General features: G+C 37.7%; 22 protein-coding genes and 1 tRNA gene. 14 read left to right on the plus strand and 9 right to left on the minus strand.

The genetic code is table 11. From position 1 onward, the window contains the following. Positions 1-189: 189 nt before the first annotated feature. Positions 190-2463, minus strand: coding sequence for a polyribonucleotide nucleotidyltransferase (locus ACWPWS_RS10835; protein ID WP_454046496.1), 2274 nt, complete (start codon positions 2461-2463; stop codon positions 190-192). A gap of 436 nt (positions 2464-2899) precedes the next feature. Here ACWPWS_RS10835 and ACWPWS_RS10840 point away from each other — a divergent pair, with 436 nt between their 5' ends. Next, complete coding sequence (locus tag ACWPWS_RS10840; RefSeq protein WP_454046497.1) at positions 2900-4321, plus strand: sugar MFS transporter; 1422 nt, start codon at positions 2900-2902, stop codon at positions 4319-4321. 123 nt (positions 4322-4444) lie between these two features. Next, positions 4445-4804 carry a DUF4260 domain-containing protein gene (locus tag ACWPWS_RS10845; RefSeq protein WP_309511590.1) on the plus strand — a complete coding sequence of 120 codons (360 nt, stop codon included), beginning with the start codon at positions 4445-4447 and terminating at the stop codon, positions 4802-4804. A 314-nt stretch (positions 4805-5118) separates the two neighbouring features. Here ACWPWS_RS10845 and rpsO read toward each other — a convergent pair whose 3' ends face one another. Next, entirely contained in the window at positions 5119-5388 is a 270-nt protein-coding gene (gene rpsO / locus ACWPWS_RS10850) for a 30S ribosomal protein S15 (protein WP_034692246.1), read from the minus strand. 173 nt (positions 5389-5561) lie between these two features. On the opposite strand from rpsO, the gene ACWPWS_RS10855 reads away from it, so the two are divergent. From ACWPWS_RS10855 to ACWPWS_RS10890, 8 genes are all read left to right on the plus strand, one after another. After that, positions 5562-6110, plus strand: coding sequence for a pyruvate decarboxylase (locus tag ACWPWS_RS10855; RefSeq protein ID WP_209785532.1), 549 nt, complete (start codon positions 5562-5564; stop codon positions 6108-6110). A gap of 283 nt (positions 6111-6393) precedes the next feature. Further along, positions 6394-6549 (plus strand): hypothetical protein, encoded by a 156-nt coding sequence (locus tag ACWPWS_RS10860; protein ID WP_165791689.1) that lies wholly within the window; start codon positions 6394-6396, stop codon positions 6547-6549. Between the two features lie 160 nt (positions 6550-6709). Next, a complete protein-coding gene (locus ACWPWS_RS10865) occupies positions 6710-6850 on the plus strand; it encodes a bacteriocin-like protein (RefSeq protein WP_209785533.1) in 141 nt (46 codons plus the stop codon). A gap of 35 nt (positions 6851-6885) precedes the next feature. After that, positions 6886-7032, plus strand: a complete 147-nt coding sequence (locus tag ACWPWS_RS10870; protein WP_164976668.1) for a bacteriocin-like protein — start codon at positions 6886-6888, stop codon at positions 7030-7032. A 152-nt stretch (positions 7033-7184) separates the two neighbouring features. Beyond that, positions 7185-7334 (plus strand): bacteriocin-like protein, encoded by a 150-nt coding sequence (locus ACWPWS_RS10875; protein WP_454046498.1) that lies wholly within the window; start codon positions 7185-7187, stop codon positions 7332-7334. A 346-nt stretch (positions 7335-7680) separates the two neighbouring features. Beyond that, on the plus strand, positions 7681-9003 hold the full coding sequence (gene mgtE / locus ACWPWS_RS10880) for a magnesium transporter (protein WP_209785534.1): 1323 nt from the start codon (positions 7681-7683) through the stop codon (positions 9001-9003). 26 nt (positions 9004-9029) lie between these two features. Beyond that, positions 9030-9770 carry an ABC transporter substrate-binding protein gene (locus ACWPWS_RS10885; protein WP_454046499.1) on the plus strand — a complete coding sequence of 247 codons (741 nt, stop codon included), beginning with the start codon at positions 9030-9032 and terminating at the stop codon, positions 9768-9770. Positions 9771-9846: 76 nt separating this feature from the next. Next, positions 9847-10314, plus strand: a complete 468-nt coding sequence (locus ACWPWS_RS10890) for a cupin domain-containing protein (RefSeq protein WP_454046500.1) — start codon at positions 9847-9849, stop codon at positions 10312-10314. Between the two features lie 51 nt (positions 10315-10365). On the opposite strand, the gene ACWPWS_RS10895 is transcribed toward ACWPWS_RS10890, so the two are convergent. Both ACWPWS_RS10895 and ACWPWS_RS10900 read right to left on the minus strand, forming a co-directional pair. After that, entirely contained in the window at positions 10366-10815 is a 450-nt protein-coding gene (locus ACWPWS_RS10895; RefSeq protein ID WP_079240912.1) for a GAF domain-containing protein, read from the minus strand. 12 nt (positions 10816-10827) lie between these two features. Continuing rightward, on the minus strand, positions 10828-12255 hold the full coding sequence (locus ACWPWS_RS10900) for a nicotinate-nucleotide adenylyltransferase (protein ID WP_105683909.1): 1428 nt from the start codon (positions 12253-12255) through the stop codon (positions 10828-10830). 54 nt (positions 12256-12309) lie between these two features. On the opposite strand from ACWPWS_RS10900, the gene ACWPWS_RS10905 reads away from it, so the two are divergent. After that, positions 12310-13077: an MBL fold metallo-hydrolase gene (locus tag ACWPWS_RS10905; protein ID WP_454046501.1), complete on the plus strand. Its 768-nt coding sequence runs from the start codon at positions 12310-12312 to the stop codon at positions 13075-13077. Positions 13078-13169: 92 nt separating this feature from the next. Continuing rightward, positions 13170-13249, plus strand: a tRNA-Leu gene (locus tag ACWPWS_RS10910). Between the two features lie 178 nt (positions 13250-13427). On the opposite strand, the gene ACWPWS_RS10915 is transcribed toward ACWPWS_RS10910, so the two are convergent. Both ACWPWS_RS10915 and ACWPWS_RS10920 read right to left on the minus strand, forming a co-directional pair. Beyond that, complete coding sequence (locus tag ACWPWS_RS10915) at positions 13428-15380, minus strand: hypothetical protein (protein WP_454046502.1); 1953 nt, start codon at positions 15378-15380, stop codon at positions 13428-13430. Between the two features lie 570 nt (positions 15381-15950). Beyond that, positions 15951-16646, minus strand: coding sequence for a VIT1/CCC1 transporter family protein (locus ACWPWS_RS10920; RefSeq protein WP_454046503.1), 696 nt, complete (start codon positions 16644-16646; stop codon positions 15951-15953). A 183-nt stretch (positions 16647-16829) separates the two neighbouring features. On the opposite strand from ACWPWS_RS10920, the gene lgt reads away from it, so the two are divergent. Next, positions 16830-17666 carry a prolipoprotein diacylglyceryl transferase gene (gene lgt / locus ACWPWS_RS10925; RefSeq protein WP_309511596.1) on the plus strand — a complete coding sequence of 279 codons (837 nt, stop codon included), beginning with the start codon at positions 16830-16832 and terminating at the stop codon, positions 17664-17666. Between the two features lie 81 nt (positions 17667-17747). Here lgt and ACWPWS_RS10930 read toward each other — a convergent pair whose 3' ends face one another. Then, positions 17748-18503, minus strand: a complete 756-nt coding sequence (locus tag ACWPWS_RS10930; RefSeq protein WP_209785595.1) for an SDR family oxidoreductase — start codon at positions 18501-18503, stop codon at positions 17748-17750. 689 nt (positions 18504-19192) lie between these two features. Between ACWPWS_RS10930 and ACWPWS_RS10935 the strand changes: the two genes are divergently transcribed. Further along, the gene (locus ACWPWS_RS10935) at positions 19193-19615 is read left to right on the plus strand and encodes a cold shock domain-containing protein (protein WP_105683902.1); all 423 of its coding nucleotides are present in this window, start codon (positions 19193-19195) and stop codon (positions 19613-19615) included. Between the two features lie 247 nt (positions 19616-19862). Here ACWPWS_RS10935 and ACWPWS_RS10940 read toward each other — a convergent pair whose 3' ends face one another. Next, on the minus strand, positions 19863-21314 hold the full coding sequence (locus tag ACWPWS_RS10940; protein ID WP_454046504.1) for a TolC family protein: 1452 nt from the start codon (positions 21312-21314) through the stop codon (positions 19863-19865). Continuing rightward, positions 21295-24417, minus strand: a complete 3123-nt coding sequence (locus ACWPWS_RS10945) for an efflux RND transporter permease subunit (RefSeq protein WP_454046505.1) — start codon at positions 24415-24417, stop codon at positions 21295-21297. The genes ACWPWS_RS10940 and ACWPWS_RS10945 overlap by 20 nt, the downstream gene beginning before the upstream one ends. Positions 24418-24429 lie beyond the last annotated feature (12 nt).

Below are 24429 nucleotides of genomic sequence, written 5' to 3' on the forward strand. Positions count from 1 at the left end.
TTGGCAGGCAAAGTAAACAGAAAAATAAAACAATATACTTGCTGAAAATCTTCGATTTTCTTGCGCCTTAATCAATACAATAGTACAATTACTTTGCGCCTTTGCGTTTCCCAACTTATAATTTATGGCATAAAAAAAACAAAAATCCCTCAAAATTGAGGGATTTTTTATGTTTAAGAATGAATCTTATTAAGCTTCGTTAGAAGGTGTTTGGTTTTCCACCGGTTTTTCGCTTTGCGGCTTTTCACCTTGTGGCTTTTGTCCTTCAGGTCTTCTTTGTCCCTCAGGTCTTCCTTGTCCTTCCGGTCTTCTTTGACCTTCTGGTCTACCTTGTCCTTCTGGTCTTGGAGGTCTTGGTAAAAGAACTTTACGGGAAAGTTTCATTTTCTTACGGTCATCGTAACCCATGAACTTCACTTCTACTTCATCACCTTCTGCATAAGGAACTTTGTCTAGACGAGCCCATTCAATTTCAGAAATATGAAGAAGCCCTTCTGTTCCTTTAGCAATCGCTACGAATGCACCAAAGTCCATTACCTTCACTACTTTACCTTTGTAAACTTCACCGATAACCGGTACGAAAGTAATTTCGTTAATTCTTGCAACAGCAGCATTGATTTTCTCTCTGTCTGTTCCTGCAATCTCGATACGTCCGATCTCACCTAATTCTTCAATAGCAATAACGGTATCCGTATCTTTCTGCATCTGCTGGATAATTTTTCCTCCAGGCCCGATTACAGCACCAATGAAGTCTTTTGGAATCTCCATTACCACCATTTTCGGAGCGTGAGGCTTCACGTCTGCTCTTGGTTCAGAGATTGTTTCAGTGATTTTATTTAAGATGTGTAATCTTCCGTCTCTAGCCTGCATCAAAGCTTTTTCCATGATATCCATAGAAAGTCCCTGGATTTTAATATCCATTTGACAAGCTGTAATACCATCTGCAGTACCTGTTACTTTAAAGTCCATATCTCCAAGGTGATCTTCATCTCCTAAGATATCAGAAAGTACAGTGAATTTACCTGATTTTGCATCTGTAATCAATCCCATTGCAATACCTGAAACAGGTTTTGTAATCTGTACCCCGGCATCCATTAGTGCTAGTGTTCCTGCACAAACTGTTGCCATTGAAGATGAACCGTTTGATTCAAGGATATCAGATACAATTCTGATTGTATATGGATTTTCTTCAGGAATTACGGCCTGCAATGCTCTCTGAGCAAGGTTTCCGTGTCCTACTTCTCTTCTTGAAGTTCCTCTTAGAGGTCTTGCTTCACCTGTAGAGAATGGAGGGAAGTTATAATGTAAGAAGAATTTCTCGTCGTGCTGCGTGATTACGCTGTCTACCATGTTTGCATCTTTCACAGAACCTAAAGTTACTGCTGTTAAAGACTGAGTTTCACCTCTTGTAAACACTGCAGAACCGTGAGCTCCCGGAAGGTAATCAATTTCTGACCAGATTGGACGGATCGTTTGAGGATCACGGCCATCAAGACGGATATTGTCTTCAAGAATCATCTGACGCATAGCTTCTTTCTCTACATCATGATAATATACTTTTACGAAAGGGGTTACTCTTTCCAATTCTTCTTCATTATCAGCATATTGAGCAAGGAATTCTTCACGAACCGCTTTGAATTTCTCTCCTCTCTCCTCTTTTCCAGATGGAGTTCTTGCTACTTCATATACTTTATCGTAAGTTTCTTTCCATACTTTTTCACGAATTTCTTCGTCGTGAGTTTCGTGAGAATATTCTCTCTTAGGGAAAGCTTTACCTACTTTTTCTGCTAATCTTTCCTGAGCTTCAATTTGCTTTTTAATTTCAGCATGACCAAAATTGATAGCTTCTAACATTTCCTGCTCGGAAATTTCTTTCATTTCTCCTTCTACCATTACGATGGAGTCTTTAGTAGCTCCCACCATGATGTCTAACTCAGAATTTTTCAATTCTTCGTAACTTGGGTTGATAGAAAGTACTCCGTCAAATCTTACAACTCTTACTTCAGACATTGGTCCGTTGAAAGGGATATCTGTAATAGCAATAGCTGCAGAAGCTGCTAAACCAGCTAAATCATCAGGAATTGTTTTTCCGTCATAAGAAATTAATGAAATCATCACCTGAACTTCAGCATGGAAATCTTCAGGGAAAAGCGGACGTAATACTCTGTCCACCAAACGCATCGTTAAAATTTCCTGATCGGAAGGTCTTGCTTCTCTACGGAAGAAGTTTCCAGGAATTCTTCCACCTGCATAGAATTTTTCTCTATAATCAACGGTTAATGGTAAAAAATCTACACCAGGATTTGCTTCTTTATTGGCTACAACAGTTGCTAAAAGCATTGTTCCACCTATTTTTACTACCACAGATCCATCAGCCTGTTTAGCCAACTTCCCTGTTTCAATAGTGATTTCTCTGCCATCTGCAAGAGTAATCATTTCTGTAAACGCTTGAGGTATACTCATAAATTTGTCTTCTTAATACTCCGTATTGAGTATGAATTAATATTTAAACTCTTTAAATTTTCGTCTGCAAAGGTACTATATAATAATGATATATTAAATTTTTCGATTGCATAAATAGGCTCTCAAAATACAAAAAATTGGCTATCAATTGATGAGAGTTTCAAAGTTTATATCCATAATGCCAACTTTTCTGTCATTTATAAAAATAAAAAAGTGTTTTTTTTAAAGATAATGCATTGAAAAATCCAGTCGTTTTTGTATTATTGTCTCAAAAAATGAAAATAATACTATCTTATGAAGAAAGTATACATTTCATTATAAAAATCATTAAAATTATTGCAAAGACATAGGTGGATTCCTATATTTGCCCTACTTCACCAAATACAATGCTGTAGGCAAAAAGTTAAGGGCTATTCCTTAAGATAAATAAATGTTTATGATAAATAAAGAAGTACAATCTCAAAGCAGGAATTACACGGTTCCGTTGATTACCATCACCCTGCTGTTTTTTATGTGGGGATTCATCACCTGTATGAATGACATCCTGATCCCCTATCTGAAACAACTTTTCAATCTTACCTTTTTCGAATCCATGCTGGTACAGTTCTGCTTTTTTGGAGCTTACTTTATCGGATCACTGATTTATTTTCTGATCTCTATCACAAAAGGAGATCCCATTAATAAATTAGGATATAAAAAAGGAATCCTGTTCGGAATTTTTCTGGCAGCTTTAGGCTGTGTCCTGTTTTATCCGGCAGCTACTTTTTCGTATTATCCTCTGTTTCTGGGTGCTTTGTTTATTTTAGGACTCGGCTTTACAGTACTTCAGATTACGGCCAATGCGTATGTTTCGCTGCTGGGAAGCGAAGAATCAGCTTCCAGCCGTCTGAATATGACTCAGGCATTCAATGCATTCGGAACAACCATTGCTCCGGTGCTTGGAGGTCACCTTATTTTTGAATTTTTCTCTTCTCCGGACGGATCTTTCAGTGCTGTAGCCACAAGAATTCCTTACCTTATTTTTGCAGGGATTCTGTTATTGGTCGCCTTATTGATCTCAAGAGTTAAGCTTCCTTCATTCCAGATGGGTGAAGAAGAAATTGTAAAAGGCTGGGGAGCGCTTGAATTCAGTCACCTGAAATTTGGAGTATTCGCTATGTTCTGCTATGTGGGCGGAGAAGTTGCTGTGGGAAGTTTTATCATCAGCTTCCTGGAACAGCCACAAATTATGGGCTTTAATGAAATCATCAGTAAGAATTATCTTTCTATGTATTGGGGCGGAGCCATGATAGGACGTTTTCTTGGTGCGATTTCTTTAAATCAGTCTTTGAGCCAGAGTAAAAAAGCGCTTTATATGCTGGGAGCTGCTGCTGCTGTTTTCCTTGTTATTTTCAGCATTGTAAACCTCACTTTCTCTCAGATCAGCTTTTTCATTGTATTTATTATTCTTAATTTCATTGCCTTTTTCGTTGGTAAAGCAGCTCCGGCAAGAACATTATCAATCTTTGCCGCAATTAATGTTGTATTATTGATTTCCGCAATGGTGAATCATGGTGAAATGGCCATGTACAGTATTTTAGGAATCGGAATCTTCAACTCTATTATGTTCTCTAACATTTATACCCTCGCCATTTCAGGACTGGGGAAATATACCAGTCAGGGATCATCTTTAGTGGTAATGGCTATTTTGGGAGGAGCTATTGTTCCTATTTTCCAGGGATACCTTGCAGATCAGTTTGGAGTACAGCATTCATTTATTATTCCTGTATTCTGTTATCTGGTGATTCTTATTTTTGGAGCTTACTGTACCAAATATCTTGGTCATGTGGAAAGCACTGAAGCCAAATCAGGACATTAAAATCAAAATCAAATCAAAATGTATAAGCGGAATATCTCAAAGGTGTTCCGCTTCTTTTTTGAATATTATCATGTAACTTTTCATTGAAAAAAGGAACTTATCTTATTAATAAACACCATTACAATGAAAATACAGTTAAAGCTTGAATACGCAGCATTTCTGTTGTTAGGAGCATATGCTTTTGCCCAGACAGGATATTCCTGGTGGTGGTTTGCAGGGCTTTTCTTGGCACCCGATATTTCCATGCTGGGATATACGGTTAATAATAAAGTGGGAGCTTTTTGCTATAACCTTTTCCATCATTTTGGAGTAGCCATTGTGGTATATCTTGCCGGAACAGCTCTCTCACTGCCCTATTTACAGATGATCGGAACGATCTTATTTTCCCATTCTGCTTTTGACAGAATTCTGGGATATGGATTGAAATATCCTGATAGTTTTCAGAATACCCATTTGGGGAAGATTGGGAAGAAGGTTGAGTAAATGGATGCTGCAGAGAATTAACCACCCGTCAAAAATTCTTTGAATTTTCGCCACCCCTCCGGAGGAGGGGAATTATCATACCTTCAATTGTGCTATTGGCTTAAGTTGTAATCTTTTTATGGATAATAAAAGCTGGATTCCTACGGAATGACACAATTCAAATAGAGTTTTAATCATTCAATTTGTCATTCCGTAGGAATCTCAACAAAATTGATCGAGAATCTTTGTGTCTTTGTATTTAAAAATCTCCGGTACTACAAACTAAAAAAGCAACCTCTTTCGAAGTTGCTTTTTATTTTGAAAATCTTTATAGATTATTTTCTTAAACCTAGTTCAGCAATAATTGCTCTATATCTTGCGATATCTTTGTTTTTAAGGTAATCTAGTAAACTTTTTCTCTTACCTACCAATTTCACTAGAGATCTCTCTGTGTTGAAATCATGACGGTTAGCCTTTAAGTGCTGAGATAAGTGGTTGATTCTGAAAGTGAAAAGAGCGATTTGTCCTTCAGCACTCCCTGTGTCTTGTGCAGATTTTCCGTGTTTTGCGAAAATTTCCTGCTTTTTGTCTGTTGTTAAGTACATTCCAATATTGTTTAATGATTATTATGTAACGGGTGCAAAATTACGACTATTTTTTGATTCTGCAAACATTATTGATTTCATATATCAAAATTGATAGAAAAAAATGTTAAAAATTTCTTAATAAATTATATGCAATCCAACGAAAAGGCAGTAATTTTGCATTCGGATTACAAATGAAAAAAATTATATTCTTTACAGCAGTTACTACTTTTTTATTCATCGGGTTTACTTCGGTAAAAGCCCAGAGGAATGCTGATGATAAAATAAAAAAAGTTCTATACTTCAATCCCGAGGTAGAGCCTGATATTGATGAAATAAAAGACCCTACCAACAGTGCTTTCTTTGATGCAGTTACCGATAATTTTGGTGACAGAAGGAATAAAATGCTTCGTGCAGAAGTTCAGGTTCCCTTTGACAGCATTGATAAGCAGACTATAGTAGACTACTGCCATAATAATGATGCAGACTTTGCCATTGTTTCCAAAGTAAGATATTTCAAAGTAGGTTTTGGAAAATACGTATTCTCCAACCAGGTGGTGGTCAGCATGAAACTTTTTGGTTCTGACGGAAATCTTGTAACCGAAACAGATCACGATACATACCGAAAAAATATGCGTCTGCTGGGCTCTACCGTAAATTCTGTTAAACTAGGAACCGAAGGAGCCATAAAAGGAATCATTAAGAAGCTGAGAAAATTAAAACCCACGGAAGCAGAGCTTTAAGTTTCGGGTTCAAGGTTTAAAGTTTAAAGTTTAAGGTTTAAGGTTTAAGGTTTAAAGTTGGAATATAAGACCTTTGATAGTCAATGGTTAATTTTGCTTCGCAAGTCAATTGTGAATTTTTATTCCTGAGGTAAGTAATGCGTAAAAGAAAAAATTCATAATTCATAATTCATAATTCATAATTCATAATTCTTTCATAGCCCTTTTCCGGTAGAATATCTTTGTGTTTATCAACCATTTGAAGGGTTTTATTAATTTGGTTTTATCTTAAATCCAAATTATTATGAAAAATTCAAATTTAAAAAAGTTAAGCAGAGAAAGTCAGAGAGAAATCTTAGGAAGTATCATCCGTCTTCAGAAATGCCAGTATCATTTTGAATGTCCTGGCGGATCATGCTGTCATCGGGTATGCGTTGCTTATGCATGTCCGGAATTATAAAAATTTTCATGTTATACAGAGCACTTGTTTACTTTTACGGACAGGTGCTTTTTGTTTAAAAAACACTATAAATAATTGATTAACAATTAAATATTTTCACTAAATAAGGATTTATTAAATATTTTTTACTATTTTAGTTCAACATTAAAACCAAAATCTCATGAAAAATTTAAAGAAACTCAGCAGGCAGGCTGCCAAACAAATTAACGGAGGATCCATGGAAAGATGCAGTGAAAGCAATCCATGTCCTGTAGGATATTGCTGCAATGGTATTTGCTCACCCTTTATCTGCCTTGAATAAAAGTACACCTAACCATCAACTATAAAATAAACATCATGAAAAATCTAAAAAAACTCAGCCGACAAGTACAGAAAGAAATCAAAGGCAGCGGACCTTTCAAAAGATGCACAGAGCATTACGAATGTCCGGGCGGATCATGTTGCCATAACATCTGTGTCATAAATCCATGTCCCCTGGAATAATATATGATCATTACAGACACCTGCATTTGTAGGTGTTTTTTATTTAAAACTTAAATAAAACATTGATTCATAGTAAAATATTTTCACTCACAGATGAATAATATAGAAATATTTACTATTTTAGTCTAACATTAATCAAAACTATAAACTATATGAAAAATCTAAAAAAACTCAGCAGAGAAGCTGCCAAACAAATTAATGGAGGTATTGGACCATTCAGATGCAGCATAAACAGACCTTGTTCCGTTGGATACTGCTGTAATGGAGAATGCCTTGATCATGACTGTCCGATAGAGCCTTAATCTTACTATATTTGATTACCATGAAAAATTCAAATCTTAAGAAGCTCAACAGGCTGGAACAAAAAAACATTAAAGGAAGCGGAATAAAAAAGTGTGGTGACAATTCAGATTGCGGACCATACCAATGTTGTACAAATGCTGTTTGTATATACATTCCTACTTCAGAATGCGAACCAATGTAAAGAATATTGGAATTTAAAATTTAATTTTTGCACATCCGTTTCGGCGGGTGTTTTTTTTGCTCTTATAGTGAAGCATTAAACTTTAATTAATCCTTAATTTTGTCAGTTTATAGCTCAGTCTTAAAAATTTGAATTATTTTTGCATATCCAAAAAATTTCACGTTTTGAATTCTAGAGACGAACTTATCTTCAACCCTGCCGATATTGCCGAAACCCTCAGCGAACTTCCTGCTGATGAGAGGCTGCTCGCATTCCTGAAGGTTCCCAAAGAATACAAAGCAGAGGTTTTTTCTCATCTTGACCCTGATTTCCAAGAGGATACCATCAGAAGTATCGGAAGCGATGAAGTTTCCGAAATCCTGAATGCCATGACTCCGGATGACAGAACTGCTCTTTTCGAGGATTTCCCGGATGAGCTTATCAAGTATTCCATCAACCACCTTAACCCGCAGGAAAGAAGAATTGCTTTAAAGCTTCTTGGGTACAACTCGGATTCGATTGCCCGTCTGATGACGCCCTATTATATCCAGATCCGTAAGGAATGGACCGTAAAAAGATGTCTTCAGCAAATCAAAAAGGTAGGAAAAAGAGTGGAAACCATGAACTATCTGTATGTTGTGGATGAAAGAAACCGCCTCATTGATGACCTTGCTATCGGAACCTTACTTTTGGAAGAGGAAGATACTTTGGTTTCAGATATTACAGACAATCATTTTGTAGCCATTACTACCACTACCTCTAAAGAGGATGCGGTAACCTATTTCGAAAAGTATGACCGTGGCGCTCTTCCTATTATTACGGAAGCCGGTGTTTTGGTAGGAATCGTAACGATAGATGACATCCTAGATCAGATTGAACAGCAGAACACAGAAGATATCCAGAAATTTGGGGGATTGGAAGCATTGGATCTTCCCTATACCCAAACTTCATGGACAGAGATGATTAAAAAAAGGGCAACCTGGCTGATCATTCTCTTTGTTTCGGAAATGCTGACTGCTTCAGCAATGGGATATTTTGATAAAGAAATTGAAAAAGCCGTTGTTCTGGCCCTATTTGTTCCGTTAATTATTTCCAGTGGAGGAAATTCAGGATCTCAGGCTGCCACTTTGATTATCCGTGCGATGGCTCTTCAGGAAATCAATCTCAAAGACTGGTGGTATGTCATGAAAAAAGAGATTATCTCCGGATTATGTCTGGGGGCCATCTTAGGAATCATCGGATTTATACGAATTATGCTTTGGCAGCAGATTGGTCTTTTTGATTATGGCCAATATTGGGTATATGTCGGATTAAGTGTTTCTGTTTCTTTGATTGCCATTGTATTATGGGGAACGTTATCTGGTTCTATGATTCCGTTTGTTTTAAAGAAATTAAACCTTGACCCTGCTACCTCTTCTGCTCCATTTGTAGCAACATTGGTGGATGTTACGGGACTTATTATCTATTTTACCGTAGCCGGACTTTTCTTAACCGGAAAACTTTTGTAATTTTAGGCATCATCTAACATGCCAATATGAAAATCGTTTCTCTTGTACCCTCTATTACTGAGGCTTTATTTGACCTTGGACTTACCGAAAATGAAGTAATCGGCAGAACAAAATTCTGCATTCATCCTCAGGATAAAATAAAAAATGTACCCGTAATTGGCGGAACCAAAAATATCAATATTGAGAAAATTAAAGCGCTGCAACCAGATCTTATTCTTGCCAATAAGGAAGAAAATGTAAAGGATCAGGTAGAAGCTTTAATGGGCGATTATAAAGTAATGGTAACCAATATTGACACGATTGAAGATAATTATTATTTGCTTAAAAATCTCGGAAAGCTTTTCGGAAAGGAAGACAGAGCACAGCTTTTCAATCTTAAAATTTATGATATCCTGAATCAGGCAAAACTGGAAATTCCCGTCAAAGCAGCTTATCTTATCTGGAATAATCCTTATATGACCATTGGCTCAGATACTTTCATCCACAGAATTTTATCGGAAATTGGTTTTGAGAATATTTTCAAAGATAAAACCCGCTATCCTCAAATTACTGTTGAAGACCTGGCGGATGCTGATGTCATCATGCTTTCTTCTGAACCTTTTCCATTTAAAGAAAAACATATTCAGGAACTACAGGTTTTTTATCCGGATAAAAAGATTATGATCGTAGATGGTGAGGCATTTTCCTGGTATGGAACCCATATTGCGAAATGCGAAAATTATTTTAAGGAACTGCTTGCTGAAATTCATCTGATGCAGCAAAGCTGATTTTTTAACCATCAACTTTAAACTCTAAACATTAAACTTTAAACCCAAAACATTAAACTTTAAATTTTTAATTCACATGTCTGATACCATTATATTATCTGAGGGAGCCGAATTTGATCACGTTATACAGGAGGTTTCGAAATACATCAATCTTTATGTGATGGCGTTTGAAAAAGATGAAAGAACCATTACACGTGTCGACAAACGTGAAAATATGTATGGAGGAAACGGAACTGTTTATATGCTGCAGATGTTTGATCAGAAAGAATTAGCCAATAATCGTTTAGCAGCCTATATGGTTTTACTGAACAAAGGGGACGAGTCTGGTTTTCATACGCACAATCAAAGAAATGAACAGGAATTGTATGTTGTGGTTCATGGAACCGGAGAATATAGAGAAAGAACAGGAACAGAGGGCTCCATACGTAAGAAAGCACTACAAAAAGGGGATATTACAGCCATCAGTTCCATCGGATATCATTCTGTGGAAAACACTGGAGATGAACCCTTAATTATGTTTGTCATTACCACTAACAATCCATAAAAAAACTCCGGCTCAATCAGCCGGAGTCTATATTTTATTGTAAGCTTTCAATTACAAAATCTTAGAAACTTCATTACAAAGCCATTCTAATAATTCACGGTCTTCCTTCGTGAAAGGATCAATGGTATGAGAATCAATATCAATCTGACCAATATTTTTTCCGTCTTTAAAAATCGGAACTACAATTTCAGCTTTTGTATCGATAGAACAGCTAAGGTAGTTGCTTTCTTCATGTACGTCAGGAACTACAAATGTTTCATTGGAAACCGCTACCTGACCGCAAATTCCTTTACCGTAAGGAATAATGGTATGATCTGTTGGTGCTCCCACATAAGGGCCTAAAATCAACTCTTCCTTATCTCCGTTTTTGAAATAGAAGCCTGTCCAGTTGAAGTAAGGGATTTCCTGATCCAACAAGTGGCAAACTTTTTCAAGTTTTTCTTCTGTATTATGTTTAGGACTTTCAAGAATTGAGGAAAGTCTTTTCTTTAATTCTGACATTGTATATATATTTTAAGAGAATTGTTTTAGGGAAAGTTCTTCTTTATATCCGAACATTCCACGCTCTTTAATCATTTCTGCTACACCTTCCGGAACCTGAGTTTCCCAACCTTTCACACAGCAGGCAATTTTTCTCAATATTTCTCTGGAATAAATTTCCAAAAACTCCGGATTATAATTGGTAATATCAACAATACGGTTGTTGTGTTTGAAATATTTATAGAGTTCTTTAAGGTTTTCTTCTACTTTCAGGTTTGAAGAATCCAGTAACTGGTGAGTTTCAGGATCTTTATAAGGATACAGATATACTCTCATTCCGTTTCTGAAAAATTTCCCGAATGCTTCAAGGATTCCACCTGACAAATCTTTATAGTATTTCTCATCAAATACCATCAAAAGGTTGTTTACTCCCATCGCTACACCAATATCTCCACTGGTGTAAGATGCAAAATAATCGATCAGTCTGTAATATTCAGAGAAGTTGGAAATAATAACAGTGTATCCCAGTTTAGCCAGAATATCCACCCTGTCAAGGAAATCTCTTTCGTCAATATCTCCGTCTGCTCTCAGATTGGAAATAGTAATCTCAATAAGAACTTCTGTTTCTTCATGGGTACAGATAGCATCTTTGAAAAACATATCCATCCCATTTTTAAGCATGTCAATGTTTACTTTCGTTACCGGTCTGAAACTTCCTCTTACCGCAAAAATATTTTTCTTGTACAAAACATCTGCCGGAAGCATGTTACTTCCTTGAGAATTGAAGATTACTGCATCCGTCATTCCATTCTTTACCAATTGAAGAGACATCAGTCTGTTATCAACATAGGCAAAGGCAGGTCCGCTGAAATCAATCATATCAATTTCCAGGTTGTCTTTTGCAACATCATCGTATAAAGATTCCACTAAAGTTCTTGGGTTGTCAAAATAATTGAAAGCCCCGAAAATAAGGTTCACTCCCAGATTCCCTAAGGTTTCCTGCTGAAGCGTGGCATCATTTTCTTTGAATTTTACGTGAATTACGATTTCATTGTAATCTTCATTTTCTTTGGTTTGAAAACGAATTCCTACCCAGCCGTGGCCTTTTACAGTCTTGTCAAAATTAATGGTAGTTACCGTATTGGCGTAAGAAAAGAATTTCCTGTCAGGATTATTATCCCTTGAAATCCTCTCTTCAATCAAAGCTACTTCATATCGAAGCATTTTGCGAAGCCTGTTTTGGGTAACATACCTGTTTTTTACTTCCTTTCCGTAGATGGCATCACTAAAATCTTTGTCATAAGCAGACATTGCCTTAGCAATCGTACCGGAAGCTCCCCCTGCTCTAAAAAAGTGGCGAACAGTCTCCTGCCCTGCTCCAATTTCTGCGAAAGTACCATAAATAGTAGGATCTAGATTAATTGTTAATGCTTTTTGTTTAGGAGTTAGTTTCTGATACATTAGGACATGAAATTTTTTGTAAATTTACCAAAATTAAACCAACCTCAAAACAAAATGAAGTTGAAATTTTTAGGAACTGGTACTTCTCAAGGTGTACCTGTTATAGGCTGCACATGTGAAGTATGTACTTCACAAAATCCCAAAGACAAACGTTTACGTTCTTCCGTGATGGTTACTACGGAAGAAAATAAAAAAATATTGATCGATTGCGGTCCGGATTTCAGGCAGCAAATGCTTACCAATCATGAACATAACGTAGATATTGCGTTGATTACCCATGAACATAATGATCACGTCATTGGACTGGATGATATGCGGCCACTGATTTTTAAGAGTGGAAAAGATGTTCCGCTCTACTGCTATTCAAGAGTGGCTCATGAAATAAAAAACAGGTTTCCTTACGCTTTTGCAGACGTAAGATATCCCGGTGCGCCCGCTTTTGAACTTCACGAAATTGAAAATAAGCCTTTTGAGGTACTGGATACGGAAATCACCCCAGTGGAAGTGATTCACTATAAAATTACCGTGTTTGGATATAAGTTTAAAAAGCTGGCTTATATTACAGATGCCGGATTTATTTCTGAAACGGAGAAAGAAAAATTGAAGAATCTTGATATTCTGATCTTAAACTGTATCAGAAAATTTGATCCCCATCCTGCCCATTTTATCCTTCCGGATGTTATTAAGCTGTTCGAAGAGCTCAAACCGAAAAAATTATTTTTAACACACATCAGTCATCATTTAGGACTGCATGATATTGAAGATAAGCAGCTTCCACCCGGAATACACCTTGCCTACGATGGTTTGGAACTTAATTTTTAAAAAAATTCTTCAAAAAGCTTTTGAACATTGAAAAAAGTTCCTATATTTGCACACCAATTTGAAACAAACATCTTGTTTAAATTCAACATCAAGCCCAGGTGGCGGAATTGGTAGACGCGCTGGTCTCAAACACCAGTTCTTAGGAGTACCGGTTCGATCCCGGTCCTGGGTACAAAAAAAACCTCTGAAATCTTTTGATTTTCAGAGGTTTTTGTTTTTCATGAGAGTTAAATGGGGCTATTTTATATTTTTAATTTATCAATTCGGATCAAGCCCAAAAGTGGATCAGTATTGCGGCTGGCAAATAAGGATTTTCATTTGCCAGCCGCATACTATAGTATTTATAAAATCTAATTTTTCTCATACACATAAATATGTACATTTCCTGGTAAAAAAGTCAGATCATTATTACCACTGGTAGTTCCATTATAGTTATTATGATTTCCTCTTTTAGCAAATATTCCTACGTTAAAAGTCCCGACAGGCACATTTCTAAAGACAAAAGATCTGAAATTGGCTTTTCTCGTATCATTAAAATTAGTTCCATCCATTCCTATGGGCCCGCTATCAGAAAGAGCAATTTCTGTACCTGCTGAATTCGTTATATTAGTTTTAAATAAGTAGCCTATTCCAGCTGAAGTAGATAAACCATAGACATAAGCATCTATGTCAATATATATCACAACAATATTATTAGGGCTATTTACCTTTAATCCATTTTTACCACCTAGTATGAGAGTTGCGCCATTTTCCATGCTTAAAGAGAACGTAACGTTATTCGTCACAAATTCACTAAATGTTGTCAGTAAATTGACAGGCCCTGTTACATTACTAAGATCTTTCCAGACCGCCGGGCTTCCTGCACCCTGTGATACTAAAACCTGATTGCTCAGTCCGGCTGATCCGGCTGTGGTTGCAGTCCCTCCGACCTTAATTTCCCCGGTCACCTGAACTGATCCGTTAACATGCAGCGCCTCTTGAGGGGTTGATGTGTTAACCCCAACATTTCCCCCTGAGGTAATAGACAATCTAGGAAAGTTATTGGTCATCAATCTCATATCGTTATTACTAGTAGTCCCAAAAGAAACAATACCTGAACCAATATGTGACGTAAGAACTGCTGTACCATTGGTATGACTGAACCCAAAATTACCATCAGGTGTACTCACCGTAAGTTTAGTATTGGGCGTATTTGTACCAATCCCAACATCTCCCGCTGAGGTAACAGACAATCTAGGAAAGTTATTGGTCATCAATCTCAGATCGTTATTAGTAGTAGTCCCAAAAGAACCAATGCCTGAACCAATATGTGACGTAAGAACTGCTGTACCATTGGTATGACTGAACCCATAATTACCATCAGGTGTACTCACCGTAAGTTTAGTATTGGGCGTATTTGTACCAATCCCAACATCTCCCCCTGAAGTGATAGACAATCTATGGAAGTTATTGGTCATCAATCTCAGATCGTTATTAGTAAGAGTCCCAAAAGAAGCAATACCTGAACCAATATGTGACGTAAGAACTACTGTACCATTGGTATGACTGAACCCATAATTACCATCAGATGTAGTAACCGTAAGTTTAGTATTGGGCGAGTTTGTACCAATCCCAACATCTCCCGCTGAAGTGATAGACAATCTATGAATGTTATTGGTCATCAATCTCATATCGTTATTAGTAGTACTCCCAAAAGAAACAATGCCTGCTCCTATATGTGACTTAAGATCTACTGTACCATTGGTATGACTGAACCCATAACTACCATCAGGTGTACTAACCGTCAGTTTAGTATCGGGTGTCATTGTCCCCACTCCTATACGGTCATTGGCTGCGTCTACCGAAAAGGTAGCACCATCTACCGAAAATGCATTGGCTTGAGTCCCCGTGAATGCCAGAGTGTTAGCTCCTTGCGTTACTGTTCTGTTGCCTGTAAGGGTACCATTTGTAGTGTAGATATTACCCGCTGTTGCATTGGTGGGATTATGCAGCTTTACCCACGCTGTTCCATCATAGTAGTAGTACCCTACAGCATCTATATTGACTGCTGTTCCCGCTTGTGATCCGGTAGCTATACTGTTGATATAGATTAAAGTGGAAGCAGGAACTCCTGTCATACTTTGGGCTCTCTGCCGGTCCAGCCGGGTAATCAGAACTCCGTCTACACTGGTAGAAGTGCCGGTAGCCTTTTTGGCATTGATATCCAGCGTAGCAGCAGGACTTGCCGTATTAATACCCATCTGCGAATACGCTTTGCAAAAACCCAGCAAAACTATCGCCAATGGTAATAGTTTTTTTTTCATACATAAAAAGTTTTATTGTTTACATTCATTTGATTTGACAAAATTAATCACAAACCAATAGGCAAAACAAAATCAGGATACATCATAAATACGACAGTTATACATCAAACCTGCACCACTAACGTAGAGACAAATAAAAAATCCATAAAAGTATAAAAGAAGGAATATATGAGAAGGAATTCTCCATTACTTTTTAAAGCCCATCTGTTTAAAAATACAGCATTGACGGTATTTGTAAAAACAAGAATAAAGCACCTGTTCCATGGTATAAAAAACCTCCGAAATCTTTTGATTTTCAGAGGTTTTTATTTAAGCATTATAATAACAATATCGAAATCGATAATTCTAATTCGATTCGTCAAAACTAAACACAAAACAAGCCTTACCACGAGAAAAACAATACATCAAATACGCATCCAGCGTAAATCACATATACAAAAATAAACAACGGAAAATCAATAAGAAAAACCAAGTCATCAAAAATTCTTTGTCCAGATGAATGTATAAGCAATACGGAATTGCAACCCATACTTAATAACTGCCTAACAATTATTCATGTATAAGTAAGATTTATGCTACACTCACTCCAAAAAGCCTTCCCACTAATGCGGTAATTCCCATGGCCACTGTTCCCCAGAAACAGATCCTCAATACGGCTATTTTAATACCTGAACCTCCCGCTCTGGCTGAAATTGCTCCTAAAAGCATCAAGAATATGATGGAGAACCCATATTGGAAGTACACCATCTGTTTAATTGGAGCCAAAAGAGAAACGATAAATGGCAATAAAGCTCCTACCGCAAATGAACCAAATGAAGCCATTGCTGCCTGTAAAGGTTTGGCTTGTGTTATCTCATTAATCCCCAGTTCATCACGGGCATGTGCTCCCAGTGCATCGTGTTCTGTCAATTCAATGGCTACCTGCATCGCTGTTTCTTTGGTACAGCCTCTTTTTTCATACACTTTGGCCAATTCTCTAAGTTCTACCTCCGGCATTTGTTCAAGCTCACGTTTTTCGCGGATCAAATCTGCTTTCTCTGTATCTTCCTGTGAACTTACGGAAACATATTCACCGGCTGCCATAGACATTGCCCCGGCAATCATACCCGCCAGTGCTGCAAGAATAATCATATGCCGATCCGGTTCTGCTGCTGCAACTCCTATGACGATACTTGTGGTGGATAACAACCCGTCATTCGCTCCCAATACTGCTGCCCTAAGCCAGCCTACTCTGTTTACATAATGTTTCTCCAGCTGATGATGCATAACTTTTATTTTGGTGGTAGGCTAAAGTTACCCAATATTTCATCAAGAATCATTTTAAATTATATTCATTCTTAATTCGGATAGGGGTTCTCAAACAATTTGTAACACCTTAAAAATCAAAGTAAAAAACCACAAACCCACCCCATTCTGTCCGGAAATTCCTATTTTCTTATCTTTGCAACAATGAATTTATTATATATCAACTGGGACATCAATCCCGAAATCGTCAATATCCTAGGACTTCCTATAAAATATTACGGATTATTATTTCTTACAGGACTTGTTTTATCGCTAAATATTTTAAAACGTATTTATAAAAAAGAAGGCCTCAGTACACAAGCACACGAAGCTTTATTCTCCTATGCGCTTATAGGAATTTTGGTGGGTGCGAGGCTGGGACACTGTCTTTTTTATGATTTTGATTATTATTTACAACATCCGCTTGAAGTATTTTTACCAATTCAGAAAGGACCGGACGGAGTTTATCATTTTACAGGATTTGCAGGTCTTGCCAGTCATGGTGGTGGTATCGGTCTGGTGATTATGCTTCTTTTATATGCGAGAAAATTTTCTATTCCGTTTATGACGGTTCTGGATGCTATAGCAATTGTACTTCCGTTGGGAGGAACCTTCATCAGGCTGGCTAATCTGATGAATTCTGAAATCATAGGAGTTCCTACTGATGTTCCATGGGCGTTTATCTTCCGTCAGGTGGATGATCTTCCAAGACATCCGGCACAACTGTATGAAGCCATCTCTTATGCCCTTATTTTCTTATTTATTTACTTTATTTACAGGAAAGATATTTTTAAAATCGGAAAAGGGTTTTATTTTGGGATCAGTATTCTGCTCATCTTTATTATGAGAATTCTGATTGAATTTATCAAGGTGGATCAGGTAGAATTTGAGCACGGAATGATTTTGAATATGGGGCAGCTTCTGAGCATTCCATTTGTTCTTCTTGGATTATTCTTTATCATTAAAAGTATATTGGAGAAAGGAAAGATTAAAACAACTTAATTTTTCCCTTTATCTTACCATAAAAAACTCACTGAAAGCTATTTTTCAGTGAGTTTCTTTTTTAATAGATTCTACAATACGCTATCTCGTTGTATATCCACCGTTAGCAAATATCGTCTGGCCTGTGATCCACCAACCATCTGTTACCAGAAATTCTACCAATGGAGCAATATCCTTAATATCCGTTAGCCCTCCGAGTGCTGATGCTGATTTATGATAAGCTACCGCATCATCGGTTTCCTGTCCGTAGAAAAAAGGAGTATCCATTGGACCGGGTGCTACTGCGGTTACCGAAATCCCTCTGTTTCCAAATTCTTTGGAAGCTGCTCTTGTAAAGTGTTCTACTGGCGCTTTTGCTCCTGCATATGTGGAATACAGTCCAGTGTAAGCCGCCAGCAATGAAGTAACTATGGTGCAGATCTTCCCGTGATCGTTCAGCTTTTTACCCGCTTCCTGCAAAAAGAAGTAGGCAGATTTTGAATTGACATTGAACATGGTATCATATTCAGCTTCTGTAGTCTCCGAAAATGGCTTTTTCAGTACCATTCCCACGGTATTGATTGCAATATCAATTCCTCCGAAACGGGAAATCGTTTCCTCAAAGAACTTTGTAATATGGTCTACTTTGGTAAGGTCACCCTGGAATAGAAATGCTTCAGCTCCCAATGCCTGTACTTCAGCCAGTGTTTTTTCACTTTCTGCTTTTGAGCTTTCACTGTTGTAGTGGATGGCCAGCTTTGCCCCTTTTGCCGCAAAATCTCTGCTTAATAATCCGCCTAAATTTTTACCACCTCCGGCAATTAAAACAACTTTCCCTTTTACATTTTGTGTTGACATGTTTTTATATTTAAATGTTAATGAGACAAAGATGAATAATAAAAATGGCCTCAACATGGTGAAATTTTCGGGATTTTTCAATTTCGAATTTCCTGCTGAAAGTGAAATATTTATTATTTTTTATGTCATCAATAGCTTCTCAATAGAATGCTATTTGCCCGCCAGATACGCATTGAGACTCACCTTTTCAGTTAAACACTTCTGTATAATTCCCAAAATCACATCAATTTTAGGCATAACATTTGATACGTTCCTCCCGTATCACGCACCACCACTTCATTTTTAATATATTTTTTTATAATCCTCAGGTTTCTGAGGATTTTTTTATAGGATTATTACCGCTTTCCTGATACTCTTACACTCAGATCATAACATATCCTGCAAAACCATTTCTGATAATCAATCATTTAAAACCTGATTATTCATTTTATTGTTGTATATTTGTACATTATAAACCAAGTCTCTACTTTGTTTTCTGTAACGACCCGAATATTTTTATTCAGTCTTTGCCTTTTGAGCAGCCATCTTTTTAACTTTTATTCTTCTATTAAGAACAATACTTGTCGGAATTTTAAAGCTCTGTATGATTGGGATGATCCAAAACAGAAAACATAGCCAGGCTTTATAGGGTCTAAAACAGATCAGATTGAACCAATTAATTTATAGAAACTAAATACTAAAAATAATTTATGGCAGATTCTTTTTCTAAAAAGGAAAATTTCAAGAAAAAAATTCAAAAGCAAAAAGAAAAGGCGCTAAGACGCGAAGAACGTAAAACGAACAACAACAAAGGAGCGGAGGATGTCTTCATGTATGTAGACGAATTCGGAAGATTAACTTCTACTCCACCTGAACAAAGACAGGAAGTAAACCTTGATGATATTCAATTGGGTGCTGCACCTATCATTGAAGAAGATCCAAGAAAAACAGGAATTGTTACTTTCCTGAGTGAAAAAGGATATGGCTTCATTACTGAAGATAATAACAAAGAAAATATCTTCTTCCACAACAACAACTGTGCAGAGCCTGTGAAAAAAGGGAACAAAGTATCTTTCGAAAAAGAGAAATCTCCTAAAGGATTTTCTGCTGTTGAAATTCAGCTTGTTAAATAATAGGTACTTATAAAATGTTTCTGCAGGATAAGTAGATACATTTTAAACCATATACAAAGAGACTGCCCTTCAGGCAGTCTCTTTTTTGGGGACATATAAAAAAAGTTAACTCAACTTGTAAAAGTTGGATTCCTACGCAAGATCCTGGAATTATTTTAATTATCATTACGGGAATCCGTAGAAGCTGATTATACTATAAAAGAAGCTGCCTAAAAGACAGCTTCTTCATCGTAAAAAAAAGTAAAAATTAATCCAGTTTCCCGCCCAGTGCTTTAAACAGCAGGACGTTATTTCTGGTATTCTGATGCTGAAACTGCAGTAAATCCAGTTCAGCCGTTAATTTGCTCTTTTGAGAATTAATCAATTCAAAATAGTTCGCGTAACCTGTCAGATACAAATCATTGGAAACCTCAACACCACGGTCAAGAAAGCCTACCTCTTCTGATTTCAGTTTCAAAACACGTTCATAGATCTTCGTCTGTTTCAAAATAGACTGAAGTTCATTAAAAGCAGTCGTAATACTTTTCTGATAATTCAAAAAAGCGATTTCCTGCTCTTTGCTCGCTACTTTAAATTCATATTTCAGCTGTCCTTTATTGAAAACCGGAACCATCAATCCTCCTAACAACTGCCCTGCCAGTGAGCTTGGTTTAAAGAATGTTTCCACAGAAAAAGAATTCATCCCGAAACCGGCCCCCAGATCAATCTTTGGATAAAAAGCAGCTCTTGCAGCCTTCGCATCAGCCTGAGAAGCTTCTAAAACATAATAATTAGCTGCAACATCCGGTCTGGAGTGGATCACATTTTCCACATTAATGGCTTTATTCAGCACTTCCATATTGGTAGGCATTAATATTTTGCCGCGCTTTACCTCTCCACCATAGCTTCCTGTCAAAGTAGTGATCGCCTGTTCTACCGTAACGATTTCTACTCTGATGTGTTCAATTTCTGCCAGCCAGTTGTTATTTTGTGCCTTGAACTGCTGCACCGCCAATTCCGTAGCTTTTCCTACTTCGCGCTGTGCTAAAACGATTTCAAAAGCTCTTTGCTGAAGCTTATAATTCTTCTGATAAATGGCAAGACGGTTGTCTAAGGCTACCAACTGATAATACAGATTGGCAATATCAGTGAAAAGCTCCACCTGCAGCAGCCTTAATCCTTCTGTGGAAGCCAGATATTTCTTCTGGGCAGCAATTTTTTTATTTTTCAGTTTTCCCCACGCATCAATTTCCCAGCTGCTTCTTGCTCCCAGCCAGTAATTCGGGGTAAAATCTCTGTTGATTTTCTGATTTTCCGTAATATTGGGTGAGAGATTCGTATCATAGTTTCCCACTCCTTCCATCGTATATTTTCCGTAGCGGTTACCAGAAGCTTCTACTCCCACCTCAAGGGAAGGCAGCAGATCCATCTTTGATCTTTGAAGGAAACTGTTGGCAATTTCCACTCTCTGCTGGGCAATCTGGAAATCCGGATTTGCCTGAACTACTTTATCAAAAAGTTCCAGCAGCTGCGGATCTGTAAAGTAAGCTTTCAGGTTAATCTGCTGAAATTCATCCGGATTTTTATTTTTATCGTTTCTGATGATTTCATTGGGCAATTCCTGAGCTTTTTTGAGCTCCGTTACTTTGGGAACAGCGCATGAAACAAGGCTTAGTGAGGCTATTCCGTATATTATATTTCTATGATCTAATCTTTTCATCTTTCTTCTTATTTTCAAGTTTTGCAAAGAATATATAGAGCCCTGGAATGACTACTAATCCGAAGATGGTTCCAATCAGCATTCCTCCTGCCGCCGCTGTACCAATAGAACGGTTTCCTATCGCACCCGCACCGGATGCAATACATAACGGAATAAGTCCTGCCACAAATGCAAAAGAAGTCATCAGAATGGGTCTCAGACGTTGTCTCGCGCCTTCAATAGCTGCCGGAATGATATCAAATCCCTGCTTATTTCTTGCCACTGCAAATTCTACAATCAGAATGGCATTTTTGGCTAAAAGACCAATCAGCATGACCAATGCTACCTGTGCATAAATATTATTATCCAATCCCATCAGTACCAAAGCGATATAAGAACCGAAGATTCCTGTCGGAAGACTTAATAATACAGGCATTGGAAGAAGGAAACTTTCGTATTGTGCCGCCAATAAAAGATAGACGAATAAAAGACAGATTGCGAAGATATAAACAGTCTGGTTTCCTGATAAAATCTCTTCTCTTGTCATTCCTGACCATTCAATATCAAATCCTCTGGGCAGTGTCTCTTTGGCCACACGTTCCACAGCAGCAATAGCATCTCCCGAGCTATAGCCATCTGCAGGCTCTCCATTGATCATAGCAGACATATACATATTATACCTTGTCAGTACTTCAGGTCCGTATACTTTTTCAATAGTCATGAATGTGGAGAAAGGAACCATTTCACCCTTGTCATTTTTTAAATATAAATTCAGAATACTCTCAGGAGTGTCTCTGTGTTCAGGACTTGCCTGTACCATCACTTTATACATCTGGCTGAAACGGATAAAATTTGTGGCGTAATAAGATCCCAGCATGGTCTGTAGCGTAGACATTGCGTTATCTACCGATACTCCTTTCTTCGCTGCCATATCATAATCTACATTGATCATGTACTGTGGGAAAGTAGCATCAAAGCTGGTAAAGTTGTTCTGCAATTCGGGAGCTTCGTTTAATTTCTTAACAAAATCTTTAGTGATCTTATCGGTATTTTCGATCGTTCCTCCGGTTCTGTCTAGTAAACGTAATTCAAAACCGCTGGTATTACCGAAACCAGGCACAGTTGGCGGTGCAAAAATTTCAATCTGTGCATCTGCAATGCTCTTTGTTTTATCTGATAGTTCTGTGATGAGATCATTGACAGAAATATTTCTTTCTTTCCAGTCTTTAAGATTGATCATCGCCATTCCGTAGGATGAACCTGCAATTTCTGTTACGATACTGTAGCCTGCAAGAGTGGTCACGTTTTCTACGCCTTTAATTTTTTTGGCAATAACGGTCACTTCATCCAGCACTTTTTCTGTTCTTTCTACTGTTGCTCCCTGTGGAGTAGTCACACTTACGTATACCATTCCCTGATCTTCCATGGGAATAAATCCGGTTGGCAGGAATTTACTGGTCACAAAAGTAAGTCCAACAAATAAAAATAACAGTCCAAAAGTTACGGTAGTTCTTGTTGCAAATTTTGTTAAGATTCCCACATAGCCATTCGTCAGTCTTTCAAAGCCTGTATTGAAACTCTGGAAAGCTCTGTCGATGATTGTTTTCTTCTTATCATGATTGTGAGGTTTTAAAATAATTGCACAAAGCGCTGGAGTTAATGTCAATGCATTTACTCCGGAAATCACAATACTGATTGCCAGTGTTAATGAAAACTGGCGATAAAATACTCCTACCGGACCATCAAGGAACGCCACAGGAATAAATACTGCTGACATCACAATGGTAATAGCCACTACTGCTCCTGCAATTTCTTTGGTTGCGCTAATGGTGGCATCCATGGCATTCATTCCTTCTTCCATTTTAACGTGGACGGCTTCAACGACGACAATAGCATTATCCACTACAATCCCTATCGCAAGAACCAGGGCAAACAGCGTTAAAAGGTTAACCGAGAAATCCAGCATATTCATGAAAGCAAAAGTTCCTACCAATGCCACCGGAACAGCCAATACAGGAATCAATGTGGAACGCCAGTCCTGAAGGAAGATAAATACTACAATTCCTACCAGAATAAAGGCTTCAATAAGGGTTGTCAATACCGCACTGATGGAAGCATCCAGGAATCTGGAAACATCATAAGCCATGTTGTACTCCATTCCGGGAGGGAAAGAGGTGACTTTTAATTCTTCCATTTTTGCTTTTACACTTTCAATCACTTCGGAAGCGTTGGAACCCGGGCGCTGCTTCATCATGATTGATGCAGAAGGTCTTCCGTCTGTTTTGGAAACCATTCCGTAGTTCATAGCACCGAATTCAACTTTTGCAATATCTTTAAGCTTTAAGATTGTTCCGTCCACATCAGATCTGATGGGAACTTCTTCATATTGTTTAGGCTCAAAAAACTTTCCTTTGTATTTGATTACATACTGAAGCTGGCTGGAAGTTTTCCCAGATGTTTCACCCACTTTTCCGGGTGCTGCAGAAATATTCTGTTTTTGTAGTGAAGTGATCACTTCATCCGCAGAAATATTGTAAGCCGCCATTTTCTGTGGATCCAGCCATACTCTCATGGAGTATTCTTTCTGTCCCATAATCTCCGCACGCCCTACTCCATCAATACGTTTCAGCTCCTGAAGAACATTAATATCTGTAAAGTTATAAATGAACTGTTCATCCTGACTCGGATCAGCACTTGTGATATTGAGATACATCAGCATACTGTTCACCTCTTTTTCAGTGGTAACACCAGCTCTGATTACCTCTTCAGGAAGCTCATCAAGAATAGTGGTCACTCTGTTCTGAACGTTTACCGCCGCTACATCAGGATCTGTTCCTACTTCAAAGAAAACCTGGATAAGGGTAAGACCGTCATTGGAAGTTACCGTTGACATATAGGTCATCCCCGGTACTCCATTGATGGCACGTTCCAGAGGAAGGGCTACCGCATTGGCAGATACTTCAGCATTTGCTCCCGTATATTTTGCAGTAACGGTTACTGAAGGGGGAACAATATCCGGAAACTGAGTGATTGGCATCTTCAGTAAAGCCATGATTCCCAGCAGAACAAATAATATGGAAATAACCAACGAAAGAACCTTTCGTCTTATAAACATTTCTACCATAGTTAATTGATT

The sequence above is a fragment of the Chryseobacterium sp. Marseille-Q8038 genome (assembly GCF_965111995.1).

What these genes read in the sequence shown, in the direction of transcription:
- ACWPWS_RS10875 (WP_454046498.1), top strand. Translation starts at nt 7,185, where the DNA reads ATGAAAAATCTAAAAAAACTCAGCAGAGAAGCTGCCAAACAAATTAAT.
- ACWPWS_RS10855 (WP_209785532.1), top strand. Translation starts at nt 5,562, where the DNA reads ATGAAAAAAATTATATTCTTTACAGCAGTTACTACTTTTTTATTCATC.
- ACWPWS_RS10885 (WP_454046499.1), top strand. Translation starts at nt 9,030, where the DNA reads ATGAAAATCGTTTCTCTTGTACCCTCTATTACTGAGGCTTTATTTGAC.
- ACWPWS_RS10940 (WP_454046504.1), bottom strand. Translation starts at nt 21,314, where the DNA reads ATGAAAAGATTAGATCATAGAAATATAATATACGGAATAGCCTCACTA.
- ACWPWS_RS10860 (WP_165791689.1), top strand. Translation starts at nt 6,394, where the DNA reads ATGAAAAATTCAAATTTAAAAAAGTTAAGCAGAGAAAGTCAGAGAGAA.
- ACWPWS_RS10930 (WP_209785595.1), bottom strand. Translation starts at nt 18,503, where the DNA reads ATGTCAACACAAAATGTAAAAGGGAAAGTTGTTTTAATTGCCGGAGGT.
- lgt (WP_309511596.1), top strand. Translation starts at nt 16,830, where the DNA reads ATGAATTTATTATATATCAACTGGGACATCAATCCCGAAATCGTCAAT.
- ACWPWS_RS10915 (WP_454046502.1), bottom strand. Translation starts at nt 15,380, where the DNA reads ATGAAAAAAAAACTATTACCATTGGCGATAGTTTTGCTGGGTTTTTGC.
- ACWPWS_RS10920 (WP_454046503.1), bottom strand. Translation starts at nt 16,646, where the DNA reads ATGCATCATCAGCTGGAGAAACATTATGTAAACAGAGTAGGCTGGCTT.
- ACWPWS_RS10945 (WP_454046505.1), bottom strand. Translation starts at nt 24,417, where the DNA reads ATGGTAGAAATGTTTATAAGACGAAAGGTTCTTTCGTTGGTTATTTCC.
- ACWPWS_RS10835 (WP_454046496.1), bottom strand. Translation starts at nt 2,463, where the DNA reads ATGAGTATACCTCAAGCGTTTACAGAAATGATTACTCTTGCAGATGGC.
- ACWPWS_RS10845 (WP_309511590.1), top strand. Translation starts at nt 4,445, where the DNA reads ATGAAAATACAGTTAAAGCTTGAATACGCAGCATTTCTGTTGTTAGGA.
- rpsO (WP_034692246.1), bottom strand. Translation starts at nt 5,388, where the DNA reads ATGTACTTAACAACAGACAAAAAGCAGGAAATTTTCGCAAAACACGGA.
- ACWPWS_RS10865 (WP_209785533.1), top strand. Translation starts at nt 6,710, where the DNA reads ATGAAAAATTTAAAGAAACTCAGCAGGCAGGCTGCCAAACAAATTAAC.
- ACWPWS_RS10890 (WP_454046500.1), top strand. Translation starts at nt 9,847, where the DNA reads ATGTCTGATACCATTATATTATCTGAGGGAGCCGAATTTGATCACGTT.
- ACWPWS_RS10905 (WP_454046501.1), top strand. Translation starts at nt 12,310, where the DNA reads ATGAAGTTGAAATTTTTAGGAACTGGTACTTCTCAAGGTGTACCTGTT.
- ACWPWS_RS10895 (WP_079240912.1), bottom strand. Translation starts at nt 10,815, where the DNA reads ATGTCAGAATTAAAGAAAAGACTTTCCTCAATTCTTGAAAGTCCTAAA.
- ACWPWS_RS10840 (WP_454046497.1), top strand. Translation starts at nt 2,900, where the DNA reads ATGATAAATAAAGAAGTACAATCTCAAAGCAGGAATTACACGGTTCCG.
- ACWPWS_RS10900 (WP_105683909.1), bottom strand. Translation starts at nt 12,255, where the DNA reads ATGTATCAGAAACTAACTCCTAAACAAAAAGCATTAACAATTAATCTA.
- ACWPWS_RS10870 (WP_164976668.1), top strand. Translation starts at nt 6,886, where the DNA reads ATGAAAAATCTAAAAAAACTCAGCCGACAAGTACAGAAAGAAATCAAA.
- ACWPWS_RS10935 (WP_105683902.1), top strand. Translation starts at nt 19,193, where the DNA reads ATGGCAGATTCTTTTTCTAAAAAGGAAAATTTCAAGAAAAAAATTCAA.